General features: G+C 56.2%; 14 protein-coding genes. 5 read left to right on the top strand and 9 right to left on the bottom strand.

The genetic code is table 11. From position 1 onward, the window contains the following. Window positions 1-71: 71 nt before the first annotated feature. From ACG98I_RS05740 to radA, 3 genes are all read left to right on the top strand, one after another. On the top strand, window positions 72-644 hold the full coding sequence (locus tag ACG98I_RS05740; protein WP_394718982.1) for a hypothetical protein: 573 nt from the start codon (window positions 72-74) through the stop codon (window positions 642-644). 405 nt (window positions 645-1,049) lie between these two features. After that, window positions 1,050-1,187 (top strand): hypothetical protein, encoded by a 138-nt coding sequence (locus tag ACG98I_RS05735; protein ID WP_394718983.1) that lies wholly within the window; start codon window positions 1,050-1,052, stop codon window positions 1,185-1,187. 114 nt (window positions 1,188-1,301) lie between these two features. Further along, complete coding sequence (radA, locus tag ACG98I_RS05730) at window positions 1,302-2,699, top strand: DNA repair protein RadA (RefSeq protein WP_394718985.1); 1,398 nt, start codon at window positions 1,302-1,304, stop codon at window positions 2,697-2,699. A 17-nt stretch (window positions 2,700-2,716) separates the two neighbouring features. Here radA and ACG98I_RS05725 read toward each other — a convergent pair whose 3' ends face one another. Together ACG98I_RS05725 and ACG98I_RS05720 are read right to left on the bottom strand one after the other, a co-directional pair. Next, complete coding sequence (locus ACG98I_RS05725; protein ID WP_394718986.1) at window positions 2,717-3,460, bottom strand: hypothetical protein; 744 nt, start codon at window positions 3,458-3,460, stop codon at window positions 2,717-2,719. Between the two features lie 90 nt (window positions 3,461-3,550). Continuing rightward, on the bottom strand, window positions 3,551-4,180 hold the full coding sequence (locus ACG98I_RS05720; RefSeq protein ID WP_394718988.1) for a carbonic anhydrase: 630 nt from the start codon (window positions 4,178-4,180) through the stop codon (window positions 3,551-3,553). A gap of 66 nt (window positions 4,181-4,246) precedes the next feature. On the opposite strand from ACG98I_RS05720, the gene ACG98I_RS05715 reads away from it, so the two are divergent. After that, the gene (locus ACG98I_RS05715) at window positions 4,247-5,128 is read left to right on the top strand and encodes an A/G-specific adenine glycosylase (RefSeq protein WP_394718990.1); all 882 of its coding nucleotides are present in this window, start codon (window positions 4,247-4,249) and stop codon (window positions 5,126-5,128) included. Between the two features lie 59 nt (window positions 5,129-5,187). Here the strand turns inward: ACG98I_RS05715 and ACG98I_RS05710 are convergent, their stop codons facing one another. The 5 genes from ACG98I_RS05710 to ACG98I_RS05690 form a co-directional block, all read right to left on the bottom strand. Beyond that, window positions 5,188-5,358: a DUF4236 domain-containing protein gene (locus tag ACG98I_RS05710; protein ID WP_394718992.1), complete on the bottom strand. Its 171-nt coding sequence runs from the start codon at window positions 5,356-5,358 to the stop codon at window positions 5,188-5,190. A gap of 150 nt (window positions 5,359-5,508) precedes the next feature. After that, entirely contained in the window at window positions 5,509-8,232 is a 2,724-nt protein-coding gene (locus ACG98I_RS05705) for an ATP-dependent Clp protease ATP-binding subunit (protein WP_394718994.1), read from the bottom strand. Between the two features lie 224 nt (window positions 8,233-8,456). Then, window positions 8,457-9,905 carry an MDR family MFS transporter gene (locus ACG98I_RS05700; protein ID WP_394719268.1) on the bottom strand — a complete coding sequence of 483 codons (1,449 nt, stop codon included), beginning with the start codon at window positions 9,903-9,905 and terminating at the stop codon, window positions 8,457-8,459. A gap of 243 nt (window positions 9,906-10,148) precedes the next feature. After that, complete coding sequence (crtI, locus tag ACG98I_RS05695) at window positions 10,149-11,741, bottom strand: phytoene desaturase family protein (protein WP_394718996.1); 1,593 nt, start codon at window positions 11,739-11,741, stop codon at window positions 10,149-10,151. A gap of 10 nt (window positions 11,742-11,751) precedes the next feature. Beyond that, window positions 11,752-12,648, bottom strand: coding sequence for a phytoene/squalene synthase family protein (locus tag ACG98I_RS05690; RefSeq protein WP_394718998.1), 897 nt, complete (start codon window positions 12,646-12,648; stop codon window positions 11,752-11,754). A 365-nt stretch (window positions 12,649-13,013) separates the two neighbouring features. Between ACG98I_RS05690 and ACG98I_RS05685 the strand changes: the two genes are divergently transcribed. Then, on the top strand, window positions 13,014-13,568 hold the full coding sequence (locus ACG98I_RS05685) for a CAP domain-containing protein (protein WP_394719000.1): 555 nt from the start codon (window positions 13,014-13,016) through the stop codon (window positions 13,566-13,568). Between the two features lie 103 nt (window positions 13,569-13,671). On the opposite strand, the gene ACG98I_RS05680 is transcribed toward ACG98I_RS05685, so the two are convergent. Together ACG98I_RS05680 and lysS are read right to left on the bottom strand one after the other, a co-directional pair. Next, window positions 13,672-14,223, bottom strand: a complete 552-nt coding sequence (locus tag ACG98I_RS05680) for an NADPH-dependent FMN reductase (protein WP_394719002.1) — start codon at window positions 14,221-14,223, stop codon at window positions 13,672-13,674. A 63-nt stretch (window positions 14,224-14,286) separates the two neighbouring features. Further along, window positions 14,287-15,870 (bottom strand): lysine--tRNA ligase, encoded by a 1,584-nt coding sequence (gene lysS / locus ACG98I_RS05675; protein ID WP_394719003.1) that lies wholly within the window; start codon window positions 15,868-15,870, stop codon window positions 14,287-14,289. Between the last annotated feature and the right edge of the window lie 74 nt (window positions 15,871-15,944).

Raw genomic sequence — 15,944 nt, 5'->3', positions numbered from 1 at the left:
TTACGTGGCGTTTAGGACTAAGCTAAGACGTTGATAACCCCCGTGATCTCTATCGATGGAGGACGCTCGACGTGAAGTCCCTGAAGTCTGTTACCCGCAAGGGTGCCACCATTTCCGCCACTGCTATTGCCGCTTTGGTGCTGGCATCTTGCTCCGCAGGCCAGATTACCCAGACCTCTAGCCAGGTAGCAGCAGTTGATGGCGGCGAGGCCGAAAGCGAAGACGGCAATGTCGCGGTCCGCGACGTCGTCATCCAGGTTGAAGCTGATTCCGGTGAAGCATCCCTGAAGTTCGTCGCTTCCAACCAGGCATATAGCGATGAGTCATACGAGCTTGAGTCCGTCACCGTTGATGGCCAGGACGTTGCACTGCCAGGTCTGGAGCCTATGGCACGCAACACCCGCATTGTTGGCGATTCCCAGGAGGCGCTTGACGCTCACCCTCAGACCGAGGACGACTCCACCCAGTACGTGACCACCACCCTGGACAATGAGGACTACGGCTACGCGGGTCACCGTCCAGTCGTCTTCACTTTCTCCAATGGCACCATCGAGCTGAACGCAACCATCTCCGCGCCTCAGCTGCCAGCCGGTGAGCTCGACCGCGACGTCGAGAGCGAAGAAGGCTACGCACCAGTTAGCTAACCTCTCATCTCGACTCGCGCACTGCGAGCGTGCGTGATTATGCGCGCCTAGGTATGGATTTCTCATACTTGGGCGCGTTTGTCGATCTCCGCCCGCGGTCATGCATAGGACGTAAAGGCGACTAGGTCTGTCGCCATCAGCCGGCCGTGCGTTACACCCTAGCCCGTTTTCACCCTAACGGGGGTAGGTTTTAGCCAGTTTAATTTCGGGAAACACTCAGGAAAAAGTTAGCTTCTCAAACACTAAATCACTGCAGGTGAAAGCGTATATTCTCCACCGGAGATTAGTGACGGGTGACACGTCACCTTTCGATTCGCTGTCGCTGAGCTGCTAATTTACGCTGCACGAATGGTCTCGATATTTATAATTGAGGAGACACTTTCACCCTATCGAGAGGAAATCTCCATGTACGCCATCCTGAGCTTGGCATCTTCCGCAGCATTCATCTGGGGCGTTCTCGAGGTATTCACCGAGTACCAGCGTGCACCAGGTGCAGGCATCCCTTCCGCTGCTCGCCGCGCAGCGTCCAAGTACGGCTTCTAAACCCAACCAGAAGCCCTTTCAGCCGCCGCTCGGTCTCGCCTCGGGACTGGCAGCGGCTTTCTTCATACCCGGGATAACTTCTCGTGTCTGGTGGGTCTACTAAAGTGTGAAGACATGGCTAAAAAGCAACGTCCCATTCACACCTGTTCTGAATGTGGTTATGTTTCACCGAAGTGGTTGGGTCGCTGCCCAGAGTGCGGTTCTTGGGGCACGCTGCAGGAATCGATGCCGGCATCGGCAAGCGCGAATGTCGCCGCCTCCGCAATTGCGGGCCAAGTATCCAAGGGCCTAACGCCGACTGCACCCGCGAAACCGATTTCCCAGATCACCAGCACCACCACGAAAGCTCTCAAAACCGGTATTGGGGAGCTCGACCGCGTTCTCGGTGATGGCATCGTGCCCGGCTCCGTCGTGTTGATGGCGGGCGAGCCAGGCGTTGGCAAATCGACGTTGCTTTTAGAGGTGGCTGCCCATTGGACGCAGGCCGCCAAGGAACCCCGCACGGCCCTGTATGTGACTGCAGAGGAGTCTGTGGGGCAGGTTCGCACTCGCGCTGAACGCACCGGGGCTTTGCATGACACGTTATACCTTGCTGCTGAATCCAACCTGGATATTGTCTTTGGTCACGTGGACCAAATCAAGCCATCGCTTATCATTGTGGACTCGGTGCAGACCATGCATGCGGCTGGCGTGGAAGGTGTCGCAGGTGGCGTCGCGCAGTCTCGTGCGGTGACGGCTGCGTTGACCACACTAGCCAAGACGACTGGCATCCCCATCTTGCTGGTCGGCCACGTCACCAAAGAAGGCAACGTCGCGGGTCCGCGCGTGCTGGAACACCTGGTTGACGTTGTGCTCAACTTTGAGGGTGACCGCCAATCCAGCCTGCGCATGCTGCGCGGCATTAAAAACCGCTTTGGCGCTACCGATGAAGTCGGCTGTTTTGAGCAAACCGCCGGCGGCATCCGTGAGGTCGCCGACCCCTCCGGGCTGTTTCTCTCCCACCGGGGCACCACGCCGGACGGCTCGGCGGTCACCGTCGCGATGGATGGTGTGCGACCTATCCTGGCTGAAGTGCAGTCGCTGACTGTTGACCCGGTGGGCAAGAATCCTCGCCGTGTGGTCACGGGGCTGGACAATAACCGCGTGCCGATGGTGCTTGCGGTCCTCCAAGCCCGCGCCAACGAACGCACGAATGACAAAGATGCTTATGTCGCTACCGTTGGCGGTGTGCGCATTTCTGAAACCGCCACGGACCTAGCGGTCGCGTTGGCAACCTGGTCTTCTTTACATGAACGCCCGCTGCCGTCTAAGACCGTGGTGATTGGCGAGGTGGGCCTAGCAGGCGAGCTGCGCCGCGTGCCGAATATCGAACGCCGCCTGAGCGAAGCCGCACGTTTGGGATATACCCACGCGATTGTGCCGGCCGGTGCAAAGTCCGACGTGGAGGGAATGAAGATTGCCTACGCTTCGACCCTCGGTCAGGCCATCGCGATCATCAAAGGCTACGGCTAAGCCATTGGGCCTTAGCCCTAGGCGAGGTTGAAGGTATACGGCTCGGAGGCGTTGTCTCCAATGACCGTGTGCAGGAAGTATGCGCCTGGTTCAACGACTGGGCGCTCGCTGCAATCGCCACCACGCTCAGAAGCCAGACGGGACCACACGGCATCAAAGCTGCGTTCTTCGCCCGCTGGGAAGTTATAGGTTCCGGTTTGCACCGATTCATAGCAGTCGGTATCAGCCCACATGCGCGCATTATCAGTCAGGCGGTAGACCTCAAAGCGCAGCGTGTCCTCATCCAGGTCGATCTCGCAATCAGCACCGGTCGGGTTGACCACGGTCATGCCGAAATTCGGCTGCACACCATTCGGGTAGGTGGTGCCATCAGAGGATGCGCGGATAACCAGGTCGGAGAGTTCGCACATATCTTTATCAGCCAAAGCTGGATCGATATTGTTGGAGTCGGAGTCTTCCTCATCCTCGCGCGGGGTGGCTTCCTCAGAAGCTTCAGGCTCCTCCGATTCAGAAGGAGACGCGGATTCGGATTCGATTTCTTCCTCGCCCGATTCACTCGCGCCCTCATCCTCAGGATTTTCAGGGGCGGAAACTTCGGTGGTTTCTGGCGCCGCAGCGTCATCATCGGAGTTGCCGCCGAAAGCGGTGAAGGCGATCAAAAGACCAATGACCAGCACCAAGATCACGACAAACGCCGCGATGCGACGTCGCATGTAGATTTCGCGCGGCAGCTTGTTGGATGGCTGGTTTGGGTTAGTCACACCCTCATTTTAGGCTCAATTGCTGCTCAGGGATACAACCGCCGCGCGCGTGTTGAAAACCTTCGTACCCACAACGTAGGTCTCAAGACTTTAGTCGAGACCTACGTTGCGGCCGATGATGGGTTGAGTGCGGCCATCGGAAAGCTGGTAGCGCAAACCAATGATGCCGACGGTGCCCTCTTCGACCTTCTGGTTAATCTCTGGGGAGCGCGAAAGAATTTGGTTCACGGTCGCAACCACGTGGTGCTCTTCGAAGTCCTTGATGGAGCTCATGCCCTCTGCCTTGGCTTCGAGGATGGACGGCGCTACCTTTTCAATCAGCACGCGCTGGTAGCCGCCAGGAATCTCGCCGCCGTCGAGGGCGCCAGCGGTTGCAGCGACTGCACCACAAGATTCATGTCCCATGACAATCACCAGTGGCACACCAATGGACTCAATCGCATATTCAATAGAGGCAAAGACAGCCTGGTCAAGGATTTCGCCGGCGGTACGGACCACGAAAAGGTCGCCCAAGCCAACGTCAAAAATCAGCTCGACTGGGACGCGGGAATCGGAGCAGGAGATCACCACTGCCGCAGGCTTTTGGCCATCGCGCACCTCACGGCGACGAATAGGTCCCTGGTTCGGGCGGTCTTCCGTAAAGCTCATGAAACGCTCATTGCCCTGAGACAGAGCGTTCCAGACATCGACGGGGGTTCTTTCAACATTACGCAAAGGCATAAACGCTATTGTTCCACCGAGTGTGACGCAGCGCCTAATAAAGGGGCCAGTACAATCACCAGTGACATGTCATATACGCAGTTTCAACAAGCCATACTCGACTGGTTTCGAGTAAACGCCCGCAACCTCGCGTGGCGTGATCCAGGTACTTCTGCCTGGGGAATTCTAATTTCTGAGGTGATGAGCCAGCAGACTCCAGTGGCTCGCGTGGAGCCGGTTTGGAAAAGGTGGATAAAAATGTGGCCTACCCCCAAAGATTTTGCTGCCGCAACTACTGATGAGGTTCTGCGCGCCTGGGGCAAGCTGGGTTATCCGCGCCGCGCGCTGCGTCTGAAAGAATGCGCGCAGGCGATTGTTGATAACCACGATGGCCAGGTGCCTGATTCGGTGGATGAGCTACTGGCGCTGCCCGGCATTGGTGATTACACCGCGCGCGCAGTTGCCGCTTTCCATTTTGGGCAAAGCGTGCCGGTGGTAGATACCAATGTGCGCCGTGTGTATCAGCGGGCGATTAATGGCAAGTATTTGGCGGGGACGGCACGGAAGCAAGAGCTGGCCGATGTCGCCGCTCTCCTACCCACTGCTCACACCGCCGAATTTTCCGCTGCCATCATGGAGATGGGCGCTTTGGTGTGCACTGCATCGTCCCCTGATTGCGGCGCGTGCCCAGTGATTGATTTATGTCAGTGGCAAAAGCTGGGCTGTCCGCAGCCTAGTGAGGAAGAGCTAGCGTCAGCGAAAAAGCGTGTGCAGAAGTTTGCGGGCACTGACCGTCAGGTACGCGGTCTGTTGATGGACGTGCTGCGCGGCGCCGATGCTCCCGTTCCCATCACCGAGTTGGACGTGGTGTGGCCCGATGCGGCGCAGCGCTCGCGCGCGTTATTCTCGCTCATCGAGGATGGTCTTGCCGAACAGACCGCTGAGGGAAACTTCAAACTCCCCGGTTAGCCTGCGCGGCTACTCGCCTGCACGGCTGCTCGCCTACTCGGCTAACGAGCAAAGTGGATTTACTTCCAGCGGCCGCGGAAGTTGAGGCCGCCGGGCAGATTCACCCACATGCCGCCGCGCGAGTTCAGCGTGATTGGGCCGATCTTGGTCGAGGTGGATGCACCCGAGCCGGAGAAATTAACCCAGCTGTTCTTGCCGATCTTTTTGCGATTTCTAAAGTAAATTCCCATAAAGAAAACTCTAGCGCAGGTGTGAAAGTTCAGCCAGCAATTTAAAAGGTCGCCGTTCCAGGGATGTCCTTGGAACGGCGACTTAATGGTGTCAGCCTTCTGACGTGCACGCCTCGCGACTGTAGGCGAATGACCTACAGGCCGAGCGGCCTACTGGCCGGATGGAGCTCCTGCACCAGCTGGTGGTGGGTTATTTCCGTCATCGTTGGATGAAGAAATGGGCTCTTCTGGCAGGGTGTCCGGAACGATGGTGTCGGCACCGTCGGAGTTTTCGCCGTCATTTTCATGAATCTCGGTGTCATCCAAAGGCTCATCGAAGGTGCCTTCTGGCAATGGCTTCGGACGAGGACTGAACGTGAAGGTGGCCTTGGAGTTGTCCTTGGACTCACCATCCCAGTCAGCAACATCGACGGAGATGATCTCGCCGGCACCGATTTCGCCGTAGAGAATCTTCTCGGACAGCTGGTCCTCGATCTCGCGCTGGATGGTACGACGCAGTGGACGTGCACCCAGCACTGGGTCGAAGCCGCGCTGTGCCAGCAGATCCTTGGCCTTCTGGGTCAGCTCGATACCCATGTCGCGCTCAGCCAGCTGAGTCTCGACGCGACCGATGAGCAGCTCAACCATTTGAACAATCTCATCGCGGGTGAGCTGGTGGAAGACCACAATCTCATCAATACGGTTCAGGAACTCTGGGCGGAAGTGCTTCTTCAGCTCATCGTTGACCTTGTTCTTCATGCGGTCGTATTGCGCATCCGAATCGGTCTCATTGGCTGAGGTGAAGCCCAGGCCGACTGCCTTGGAGATGTCCTGGGTGCCCAAGTTCGAGGTGAAAATCAGAACTGTGTTCTTGAAGTCCACGATTCGACCCTGACCATCGGTCAAGCGGCCATCTTCGAGTACCTGCAGCAAGGTGTTGTAAATCTCCTTGTGGGCTTTCTCGATCTCATCGAAAAGCACGACGGAGAATGGCTTGCGGCGAACCTTCTCGGTCAGCTGGCCACCCTCTTCGTAGCCAACGTATCCCGGAGGAGCACCGAAGAGACGGGACGCGGTGAAGCGGTCGTGGAACTCACCCATGTCGATCTGAATCAAGTCATCATCAGAACCGAATAGGAAGTTAGCCAAAGCCTTGGACAGCTCAGTCTTACCAACACCGGATGGACCAGCGAAGATGAAGGAACCGGATGGACGGCGTGGATCCTTCAGGCCTGCGCGGGTACGGCGGATGGCGCGGGAGACAGCCTTGACTGCCTCGTTCTGGCCAATGATGCGCTTGTGCAGCTCTTCTTCCATGTTGAGCAGACGGGAGGATTCCTTCTCCGTCAGCTTCAGAACAGGGATACCAGTCCAGTGTGCAAGCACCTCTGCGATGTGGTCTTCGCTGACCTCAGCGATTTCTTCGAGGTCGCCGGAGCGCCACTGCTTTTCCTTGGTGGTGCGCTCTTCGTGCAGCTTACGCTCGGTATCGCGCAGGCCAGCTGCTTTCTCGAAGTCCTGAGCATCAATGGCTGCTTCCTTCTCCTTGCGGACTTCTGCGATGCGGTCATCCACATCACGAATACCCTTTGGAGCAGTCATGCGCTTAATGCGCATGCGCGCACCAGCCTCATCGAGCAGGTCAACAGCCTTATCTGGCAAGTAGCGGTCATTGATGTAGCGATCCGACAGGGACGCCGCAGCCTTGAGGGCTTCATCGGTGTAGGACACACGGTGGTGTGCTTCGTACTTATCGCGCAGACCACGCAGGATGGTGATGGTGTCTTCCAGGGAAGGCTCATCAACCTTGACCGGCTGGAAACGACGCTCCAGCGCAGCATCCTTTTCGATGTGCTTGCGGTACTCATCCAGAGTGGTCGCACCGATGGTCTGCAGCTCACCACGAGCCAGCTTTGGCTTCAGCAAGGAAGCGGCATCGATAGCGCCCTCGGCTGCACCGGCACCAACGAGGGTGTGAATCTCATCGATGAACAAGATGATGTCGCCGCGCTGGTTAATTTCCTTAAGAACCTTCTTCAGGCGTTCCTCAAAGTCACCGCGGTAACGAGAACCCGCGACCAAAGAACCCAGGTCCAAAGAGTAAACCTGCTTATCCTTCAGGGTCTCTGGAACCTTGCCGTTCACAATGTCTAATGCAAGACCTTCAACAACAGCGGTCTTACCAACACCAGGTTCACCAATGAGAACCGGGTTATTCTTGGTGCGGCGTGACAGGACCTGCATGATGCGCTCAATTTCGGATTCGCGGCCCACAACTGGGTCGAGCTTTCCGTCCTTGGCAGCCTGGGTCAGGTTGCGGCCGAATTGGTCTAATACCAGCGAGTTGGAACGCTCGCCCTGGTTGCCTGGGCCTTGACGGCCAGGTCCAGCCTGCGCACCGGAGCCAGCACCAACTGGTCCTGCGCCCCCGGATTCTGGCTTCTCGCCCTGATTACCTTCATAACCGGACAGCAATTGGATAACCTGCTGGCGCACGCGTGGCAGGTCAGCACCGAGCTTGGTCAGAACCTGTGCTGCAACGCCTTCGCCCTCACGGATGAGGCCAAGCAGTAGGAATTCAGTACCGATGTACTTATGACCCATCTGCAGACCCTCACGCAGGGACAGCTCAAGCACCTTCTTGGCGCGTGGAGTAAATGGAATATGGCCATTGTGTGGCTGGGTTCCATGTCCAATAATTGCTTCTACTTCACCACGGACGTCTTCCAGGGAAATTCCCATGGACTCCAACGCCTTGGCAGCAACGCCTTCACCCTCTTGGATGAGGCCGAGCAGAATGTGCTCCGTGCCAATGTAATTGTGGTTAAGCATGCGTGCTTCCTCCTGCGCCAATACGATGACGCGGCGAGCACGGTCCGTGAACCTCTCAAACATGAGTCTTACCCCTTGATATTCGTTGCTAAGTTGATACCCACTCTAACGCTACTTAGGACAGACTATTTCTCCCCTTGGCTCCAATTTCTTCCAAAATCACTATCTTTGCAGCTCAAAGGGGTGTACGCCGGTAGCGAACAACCACTTTTAGGGCAATAAAAAGCGGGCATCGGAAAGCATTTGCTTCATTTCCGTTGCCCGCTGGGGATTAGATTTTATAAGCCCTAGCGTGGTTCGCTGACTTCAACAATTTCCGGATCATTGTTGACGCGCTTCACGAATGGCACGAGGCAAACGACGATAACCATGCAGATGGCAGCGAAGGTGAACGCGCCGCTTGCACCTTGGGCGGTGGCGGCAGCTTCGGACATGCCATCGGCAAGCCCGGTATTGGTGCCGCGGGTCAGGAATACGACGAGGATGGCGGTACCGGTCGCGCCAGCCAGCTGCTGCAAGGTGTTCATGCCTGCGGAGCCGTGGCTGTAAAGGTTATCCGGCAGGGAACTTAGCGCCGTGGTCATCATTGGGGTCATCATCAATGCCATACCAACGGCGAAGGTGACGTGCATGGCCACGACCATCCACACGGCGGAGTTTTCATTCAGCGTGATCATGGAACCAACACCGGCGAGCATCAGCACAACACCAGGAACGGCGAGTGGGAATGGGCCGTATTTGTCGAAGAGGCGGCCGACGAATGGCGACATGATTGCCTGCAGTACACCACCAGGCATGACGACCATGCCAGTGACCAGCGCGGTCGCGCCAAGAGAGGTCTGCAGGTAAATCGGCAGAACGGTCGCGAAACCGAGCATGGCACCGAAAGACACGAGGATCACGGAGACCGCGAGAGTGAAGTTGCGGATGGTGAATGGACGCAGGTCCAAGAATGCGCGGTTTTCTTTGCCCAGCTTGATTTGGCGCCATACGAACAGCGCCAGGGAGATGACGCCAACGGCGGAGACGATAAGCGGAGCGGTGCCCTCGCCTTCGAGGATGGGTTCGATGGACGACAGACCGTAGATGAGACCACCGAATGCGATGGCGGATAGCAAGAAGGAGAGCATATCCAGTGGGACATTGCGGTTTTCGCCGACGTTCTTCAGCTTGAACCAGCCGGCAGGCAAGATAATCAGAATCAGAGGAACCATCAGCCAAAAGACCCAGTGCCAGGTCAAAGAGTTAACGATGGCGCCGCCGACTGTTGGGCCGAGCGCTGGTGCGACAGAAATAACGATGGAGATAATGCCCATCACCGAACCGCGGCGCTGGCGTGGAACCAGGGTCATTGCCACGGTCATCAACAATGGCATGACCAGTGCGGTACCGGCAGCCTGGATGACGCGGCCGGCCAGCAGAATCACGAATGCTGGCGCAATTGCAGCAATAATTGTGCCGACGGTAAATAAGATACAGGCGGTGATGAATACCTGGCGGGTGGTGAAGCGTTCAATCACGAAACCGGTCGCTGGAATCACGACGGCCATGGTCAACATGAAGCCTGTGAGCAACCACTGGACGGTGGTAGCCGGAACGTCATACTCGACCATGATGGAAGGCAGCGCAACGGACAATGATGTCTCATTGAGAATCATGATGGTTGCTGCTGCAACGAGCACAGCCAACGTCGACTTGACGTCAGCAGACAGCTTGTCAGAGCGCGGATCTTGCATCTGCTCTGGAGAATAGTTTTGTGCCAATGGGAAGTTCTTTCTCAATAAATCATTAATTAAGCCGTGGGATGGCTATAGGGCACGTCACAAGGTGCCTAAAGACAAAAAGACCCTAGCGCGGCAAGATTACTTTTTCTTGAACCACACTGAAGGAGTACCCACAGGCTAATGAGTTTTTGTGGGCAGCGGTAGTTCAAAGAAAGCGTTGTAACTGAAAACACTTAATACTTAAAGTGTGCGATATTAAAGTGCAGGTAGTGGACCTGAAGAGTGATCTTGGCGCAGCCGCTTGATGATATTTTCCGCAGAGATCAGACACAGTGGAACGCCGACTCCCGGTACGGTGGTGGCTCCCGCGTAGAAAAGGTTATCCACCTTTGATGAGACATTTTTGCCGCGGAAGAACGCTGATTGCCACAATGTGTGAGCAGGCCCTATCGCTCCGCCATCCCAGGCGTGGTAGCGCTGGGCGAAATCAGCAGGACCGACCGTCTTCATGGTGGTGATGCGCTGGCTGAGGTTCTCAATTCCGGCCCAAGCACCAATTTGCTCGATAGCGCGGTAGGCAATCTGTGCGACCCGTGGGTCCTCTTCTTCGCCATATGCGCTACCGTGGCCCATATCAGGACGGGCGGCAGCAGGAATCAGCACGAAGAGATTCTCGTGGCCTTCGGGAGCGACATCAGTGTCTGTTGCCGAGGTCTTGGAGATATAAATCGACTGCGACCAGGACTTATCCAATGCGGTGTCATTTCCGAAAACGGCGCGGAAATCCGGGTCCCAGTCTTTGCTGAACATCAATGTGTGGTGCGCAAGCTCCGGCAGCGCGCCTTTGACACCGGCATAGATGAGAATTGAGCTCAATCCCGGGTCGCGGGTCTCGAAATACTTTGCTGGGTAGGTCTGCAGCTCCGGTGGCAAAAGCTGGGTTTCAGTGTGCTTGAGGTCAGCTGCGGATACCACGATGTCTGCATTGAGGATCTCACCAGATTTAGTGCGCACGCCGCGCACCCGCTGGCGCTTCTTGCCGTAGGTCAGAATCTCAGTGACTTCCGTCCCCAATTGGAAAGTCACGTCATTGTCGAGGGCCAAACGGTAGAAAGACTCCACCACTGCTGCGAATCCGCCGCGGGGATAGCGCGGTCCTTGGATGAGATCCGTGTGGCTCATCAGTGAATAGAGCGCTGGTGCTTTCTTCGGCTCGGTGGAGAGGAACACCGCTGGGTAGCTCAGAATTTGGCGCAGACGATAGTCCTTGGCCACTTGGCGGACATAAGACTGCAAGCTGCGCGAAAGCAGCACCGCCAGCAATCCGACGTGTGGAAGCACATCCCTGGTGATCAGGTTGTGTGGGCGCGCGAAGTTGGTATAGAGGAATTTTTGGATGGCGACGCCATAGACCAGCGAAGACTTCTCCAGGTAGCGCTGCAGCTTCTGCCCAGAACCGGGCTCGATTGAGTCAAAGGTGTCAATGATGCTCGCGGGGCTCACGTCGATGGCTTGGGGCGTATCTCCAGTGGGTTCGGAAATCACGCGGTAGGCGGGCTCGAGGGTCCGCAGCTCTAGTTGTTCTTCAGTGCTCGTGCCACAGAGTTCATAGAAGTGATCGAAGGCCTCGGGCATGAGGTACCAGCTGGGGCCAGAATCCCAACGAAATCCCGGTGCATCTGGGGAGAGGTAGTTCGCTGCTCGACCACCGACCACATCGAGTTTATCCACGACCGTGACCCGCAGTCCTTCGCGTGCAAGCAGTGTTGCGGTGGCTAGACCTGCCACGCCCGCGCCAATGACCACGGCCTGTTGACCTACGTAGGATTGTTGATTCTTGGAAGACATCGTCAAATTTCTACTTCTTTTTCAACCAGGTGCGCGGGACGCGGGTCATGACTAGCGCTTTATGAGCTGGAGATAGGCTTACTCGGCGGCGCAGGAGCTCGGTTGCGCTAATGCGGTCAATCTCGGTAGTGAGTTCGCTAAAGAGCTCGAGGGCGGCTGCGACGCCGAGGCGGGCATCGGCAGGCAAGAGCGCAACACTGTCCCGTGCAAAATCCAGGTCTTGGCGGATATCAGCCACCAACTCGGCCTTGATGCCGTCATTAAGCTCATTGCTTTCTAGCTCCGGAAAGTACTGCCTTCCTAAGAACTCCATGTCACTGGCAAGATCACGCAGGAAGTTGATCTTCTGGAAAGCGGCACCCAGCCTGCGTGCACCAGCTTCCATTTTCTCGCGCTGCTGCTCCGTAACGGGAAAATTAACCAGGAAGGACTGTAGGCACAGCAAGCCGATAACTTCAGCGGAGCCATATATATAGGAATTAAGTTCCTGCTGGCTCAGCTGCTCACGATTATCGAGATCGCGGCGCATGGAGTTAAAGAAAGCCCTAATGTGGGCGTCTTTGAAACCGCAGCGGCGCGCGCTGATGCCATATGCATGCAAAATGAGGTCACTATTGATACGGCGGTGCGAGGCTTGAAGAACTTGGTGCTCATAATCATTGAGCAACACGCGGCACTCGTCAGTGCTGAGGCCCGCGGCATGGCCGGCGCCGTCGACGATCTCATCGGCAATCCGCACAACCGCATATAAGCTACGGATATCTGTGCGCACATGCCCGCGCAACAGTCCCGAGGCGAGAAAGAAGCTGCTGGAATAGCGCTTGATGACCTGGTGGGCTGCAGATTGTGCGGTGCGGTCATAGTGGCGCAACAATTTCTCAGGTTGCTCACCCCACTGACCGGCCATTGTGCCCAGCACCCTTCTTTCCACGCAAATTTAGTACTCAATGACTATAAGCCGGAAGAAGGGGCGGTAATAAATCGGGCAGACTGCGGTCGAAATCCTTAATTGTTTACGACATCGTTATATTTAAGCGACTGGATTTTGACGTGATTTAGCGGATGAATTTAAACCCCATTTTTCACATATGCAACATTCGAAACCACAGGTCACAGTGGTGTACCCCTTGTCTACCCCTGCTGCTCGCATGGTGAAAATTTCACTCCTAAAGTTTCTCCACAGGCCCATATATATCGTTTAAATAACAAACCCGCTTCGATCTGGTGTCGGTGCCAGAAGAAGATTCACAAGGTTTAAGTGGAGAACATCCGATGAACGCAATTCAAACTCAGATCACTGGCGTCCTCGCCATCATCACGGCTACCTTCGGCAGCCTCACCGGTGGTGTACAGGATGCAGTTGAGTCAATTAATGCCCAATTCGCTGGTTCCTCACAGAACGCTACCGCGACCGCAACTGCAGGCGTCAATAAGGTAGCCACTCCGGCCAGCAGCGCAGCTGGGGTGAACAGCACCTCTGTTTACCTCGCTATTAATGAGTACCGCGCGCGCCAGGGAGTTGCCCCAGTGGCATCCAATCCGCAGCTGACGTCCATCGCGCAGGGTTGGGCGGACCACATGGCCAAGACTGGAGTGCCGGCGCACAACCCGAACTACTTGGCGCAGTACCCAGCCGGCTGGCGTGAGGGCGGCGAGAACGTCCACCAGAACTGGCGTGGCGCTTCCACACAGGAAGTTGTGCAGGCATGGCACAACTCGCCATCACACCGCCAGAACCAGGCGGACCCGAACTTCAACCAAATTGGCGTGGGCGTTGCCTATAGCGCCGACGGCCGCATGTGGGTTGTCACCAACTACATGCGCTAGAAATTACAATAAGTGAGCTCCTTTTGTTGCTAAGAAAAAAGTAATCGCGGGCACAGTTATAGACGACTAATGTCCGCGATTTTCGCGATTACACGTGCAACTACTAAGCGTTGACCTTCTTCAGCATTGCCTCAAGATCGGTAAATAGGTTCGCTGCTTCTTCTGCCTTGCGGTCAGCTGGCGCGAAGCCATTCTCATTGAATTCGGTAAACAGGTTGAATTCCAGTGCAGCACGGACCTGCAGCATCTGGAAGTTTGCAACAACCAAGCGCCATGCTTCAATTGCACGGACGCCGCTGGATGCACCATAGCCAACGAAAGCGACGGCCTTGCCGAACCACTCGGAACCGAGGGCATCGAATGCGTTCTTGAAAGCACCTGGAACAGAGTGGTTGTACTCTGGGGTCACAAAAATGAAACCGTCATAAGAATCAATGGCATTGGACCATTCCTGGACCTGCTCATTGTCGTACTGCTTATTGGCAGCACCTGGAACAACTGGGCTCTCCAAAAGTGGAACGTTGAACTTCTTCAGGTCAACCAGCTCGTACTCAACGCCGGTGTCGCGCCCCTGAGCCAAATCATTGAGCCACTGAGCAACGCCCTCGCCCGAGCGGCCTTCGCGGATAGAACCAATAATAATTCCGACCTTCATGACATATTCCTTTCAGTCGTTGACATGTCAACACGCTAGGCTAGTCGCTTAAAGGTTTAAGCGCTAGTTCTGTGATTCAGGTTTCACAATTGGGAAAAGTACAGTCTCACGAATACCCAGACCGGTTAACGCCATGAGCAGGCGATCAATGCCCATTCCGGCACCACCTGTTGGTGGCATGCCCTGCTCCATTGCTGAAAGAAATTCTTCATCCAACACCATGGCCTCATCATCACCAGCGGCCGCCAGGCGCGCCTGGTCCTCAAAACGCTCACGCTGGATCACTGGGTCCACCAACTCCGAGTAGCCGGTGGCCAACTCGAATCCGCGAACGTACAGGTCCCACTTCTCGGTTACGCCTGACTCGGAGCGGTGGGAACGGGTCAGCGGGGAAGTTTCAACTGGGAAGTGCTTGACAAAGATTGGGCCTTCCAGCTGATCTTCGCACAGCAGCTCCCAGATTTCTTCCACCAGCTTGCCGTGGCCCCAGCCGCCATTTTTAGGAACGTCGAGCCCGATGACATCGGCAAGCGCTTGAAGCTCCTCAACAGTGGAATCAATGGTGACTTCCGGCTGGCCTGGGAACTTCTTTGCCAAAGCCTCATTCAGCGATGGGTACATCTCAATTTCCGGCCAGGTCTCGCCGCCGAGGTCATACTCGGTACCATCGGCAAGCGTAACAACGTGCGAACCGAACACAGCCTTGGCTACGCCCTGGATGGAATCCTTGATGGTTTTAGCGATGCCGTTGTAGTCGCTCCAGGCATCATAAATCTCCAGCATGGCAAATTCCGGGGAGTGCGACTTATCGATGCCCTCGTTGCGGAAGTTGCGGTTAATCTCAAAGACCTTGTCGATGCCGCCGACGACAGCCCTCTTAAGGAAAAGCTCCGGCGCGATGCGCAGGTAGAGGTCAATATCCAGCGCGTTGGAATGCGTCACGAATGGACGTGCCGCTGCACCACCATGCAAGGTCTGCAGCATCGGGGTTTCAATCTCATTGAAGCCCTCATCCTCGAGGTGATGACGCAGCGCGCGAATGACCTGAATGCGAGTCATGGCATTCTTACGTGCCTCTTCACGCATAATTAGGTCATTGTAGCGCTGACGCACGCGGGTATCTTCTGCCATATCAGCGAAAGCCACTGGCATCGGGCGCAGGGACTTCGCGGCCATCTGCCACTCAGTAGCCATGACAGAAAGCTCGCCGCGGCGAGAAGAAATCACGCGGCCAGTCACAGAAATGAAGTCACCGAGGTCAACATCAGCCTTCCACGCAGCCAACGCTTCCTCGCCAACCTCCGCGAGAGACAGCATGGCTTGCACCTGGGTGCCGTCACCATCCTGCAAGGTGGCAAAACACAGCTTGCCGGTATTGCGCATGAAGATTAGACGGCCAGCAATAGAGACCACCGTGTCAGTTTCTTGACCAACCTCCAGGTAGGTCACGCCTTCCTCGGTGCCGGCGGTCTCATCCTCAGCCAAGACCTGGAATTGCTGGCGCAAATCACGCAACGCGATGGTGCGCTTGACGGAAACCGGGTAGGCCTCCGTGCCGTTTTCTAGCAGGCGGGCGCGCTTTTCGCGGCGAATCCGCAGCTGCTCTGGAACGTCTGGTGTCTGATTACTATTCTTCTGCTGGCTCACGCACACAAGGTTAGTCGATCATATAGGTAGGCGTTAAATACAGCTCGAGCAGGCGTTTCCAATAGTGACAGCAG

Source organism: Corynebacterium sp. L4757, from assembly GCF_043673995.1.
Lineage (GTDB): Bacteria > Actinomycetota > Actinomycetes > Mycobacteriales > Mycobacteriaceae > Corynebacterium.
The sequence above is the reverse complement of the archived record's forward strand: the minus strand, read 5'-3'. Positions and strand labels throughout refer to the sequence as shown.